The sequence below is a fragment of the Cellulomonas pasadenensis genome (assembly GCF_047229365.1).
Taxonomy (GTDB): domain Bacteria; phylum Actinomycetota; class Actinomycetes; order Actinomycetales; family Cellulomonadaceae; genus Cellulomonas.
Genome location: NZ_JBFTEP010000235.1, coordinates 1 through 2,723, shown reverse-complemented (window position 1 = coordinate 2,723; position 2,723 = coordinate 1). Strand labels below are relative to the sequence as shown.

Sequence of the window (2,723 nt, the reverse complement as noted above, 5' to 3'; positions counted from 1 at the left end):
GGCCCGGAGGGCGTCACCGTCTGAGCCGGTCGGGGGGGCGGCCCGGCGCGCGGCGGCGGCCTGGCGGCGGCTCGCCCCGTTCTTCGCGGCGTCGCGCGGCCAGGTCGTGACGATCGCGGTCGTCTCGGTGGTGGCCGGCGTCGCCGAGGCGGCGCTGCTCGCGCTCGTGGCGTCCCTCGCGCTCTCGCTGTCGCAGGGCAGCGACTCGGTGCAGGGGGACCTCGGGCCGCTGACGCTCGACTCCCCGCTCGACGTCGCGTTCGTCGTGGCGCTCGTCCTCGCGGTCGTGCGCGGCGGCCTCCAGCTCTGGCTGGCGTACCTGCCCGCGGCCATCAGCGCGTCGGCGATGGTCGGGCTGCGACGGCGGCTGTTCGACGCGTTCGTCGCCGCGACGTGGTCGGTCAAGGCGGCGGAGCGCGACGGGCAGTTCCAGACCTTCATGAACGTGCACGTGAACCAGACGACGCAGGCGATCATCCAGATCGCGTCCGTGGTGACGAACGTGCTCATGTTCCTGTCGCTGATGGTCTCGGCCGTCGCGCTGAGCCCGGTGGCGGCGGCGGTGCTGTCCGTCGCGTCGCTGGGCCTGTTCCTCGCGCTGCGGCCGCTCGCACGCCGGCTGCGCCGCCACTCGCGCGAGCTCAGCGAGGAGAACGTCGAGTACGCGAACGGGGTGCAGGGCGTCGCCGCCACCGCGGAGGAGATGCAGGTCTTCGGCGCGTCGCCGCGCTTCGTGGAGCAGTTCTACGGGCTGCTCGACGGCGTGCGCCGCCCGCTGCTGCGCTCGCGGTTCCTCGTCGGGGCGCTGCCGTCGCTGTACCAGAGCGTCGCGCTGCTCCTGCTCGTCCTCGCGCTCGCGGTCGTGTCGCTCATGGACGCCGGGCAGATGACGACGCTCGGCGCCGTGGTCCTCATGCTCGTGCGCGCGCTGTCGTACGGGCAGCGCGTGCAGTACTCCGTCACCGGCATCGACGAGAAGCTGCCCTTCATGAACCACCTGGCCGACGCGATCGAGACGTACCGCGCGCACCGCCAGGTCGACGGCGGCCGCCCGCTGGGCAGGGTCGAGCGGATCGGCATGCGCGACGTCCGGTTCGGCTACGACGCCGACGCCGAGGTGCTGCACGACATCACCTTCGAGGTGGCGCGCGGCGAGGTCGTCGGCATCGTGGGGCCGTCGGGCGCGGGCAAGTCGTCGCTCGTGCAGCTGCTGCTGCGGCTGCGGGAGCCGACGGCGGGTGTGCTGACGGTGAACGGCGAGGACGCGTGGCAGGTCGACCGCGCGCACTGGCAGCGGGCCGTCGCGTACGTGCCGCAGCAGACGCAGCTCGTGTACGGCACCGTCGCCGACAACATCCGCTTCTACCGCGACGACCTCACCGACGCCGACGTCGAGCGGGCGGCCCGCTGGGCGCACGTGCACGACGAGATCGAGCAGTGGCCGGACGGGTACGCCACGACGGTCGGCCGGCGCGCGCAGGGCGTCTCGGGCGGCCAGCGGCAGCGGCTCGCGATCGCCCGCGCGCTCGCCGCGGAGCCGGAGGTCCTCGTGCTCGACGAGCCGACGAGCGCGCTCGACGTGCGCTCCGAGGAGCTCGTGCAGGAGACGCTGCGCGGGCTGCGGGGACGCGCCACGGTCTTCCTCGTGGCGCACCGGCTCTCCACGCTCGCGGTGTGCGACCGCGTGATGGTGGTGCGGGACGGGCGCATCGAGATGTTCGACACGCCCGAGCGGGTGCTCGCCGGCAACGACTTCTTCCAGGAGGTCCACGAGATCACCCGGCGGCAGGCCGTCGGCGCGGGCCCGGCCGACTGAGCCGGGCGCGGCTGACCGTTTCACCCGGAACGCCCTGGTTTCTCCGGTGTCGTCCCCGTAGCGTTGCGCCAGCGGCCGGGGCAGGGGCACCCGGCACCGACCAGGGGAGGGTGCCGCGTGGGTCGACGGCTCATCGGGTACGCGCCGGGCGCGTACGACCTGTTCCACGTGGGGCACCTCAACCTGCTGCGGCGGGCGCGCGCCCGCTGCGACTACCTCATCGCGGGCGTCGTGAGCGACGACCAGCTCGAGCGCGTGCGCGGCCGCCGGCCCGTCGTCCCGCTCGCCGAGCGGCTCGAGATCGTCTCCCACCTCGACGTGGTCGACGAGGCGTACGCCGAGACGCTGGCCGACAAGCTGGAGACCTGGGCCGCGCTGCGGTTCGACGTGTTCTTCAAGGGCTCGGACTGGCAGGGCACGCCCAAGGGGCTGGAGCTCGAGCGGCGGTTCGCGGAGGTCGGCGTCGACGTGGTCTACGTGCCGTACACGTTGCACACCTCGAGCACGAAGCTGCGCCGGGCCCTCGCGGTCCTGGGCGGCGAGGTCGCCGCGCGCGGCGACGCCGCGGTGGAGCGCGCGGGCAGCTGACCGACCCCGCGCGCCCCCACGGCGGGCCGTGTCGGACCCGGTTCGTAGACTGAGCACGCACCCCGCCCCGACCCGGAGGCGGGGCGCTCGTGCTGTGCTGCGCCGCCCCGGACCCCCGCGCCCGCGTCGTGCACCGCCGGACCGTGCACGACCCGCCGTACGAAGGACCCCATGGACCTCACCGGACTCCTGCCCGCCCTGCTCGCCGACCCCGCCGCCGCGGAGGCCGTCGCGTCCGTGCGCGCACGCGGCGAGCTGGACGTCGTCGGGCCCGCCGGCGTGCGCCCGCCGCAGCTGCTCAGCATCGCCGAGGCCGACG

Annotated in this window: 2 protein-coding genes; both read left to right on the top strand. The window is 74.6% G+C overall.

Going from position 1 to position 2,723, the window contains the following annotated elements; translation table 11 throughout:
• Window positions 1-1,816, top strand: a 1,816-nt coding sequence (locus tag AB6N23_RS18015; RefSeq protein WP_412867337.1) for an ABC transporter ATP-binding protein, incomplete at its 5' end; no start/stop codon positions are given.
• Window positions 1,817-1,933: 117 nt separating this feature from the next.
• Entirely contained in the window at window positions 1,934-2,404 is a 471-nt protein-coding gene (locus tag AB6N23_RS18010; RefSeq protein ID WP_412867336.1) for an FAD synthase family protein, read from the top strand.
• The last annotated feature ends 319 nt before the right edge of the window (window positions 2,405-2,723 follow it).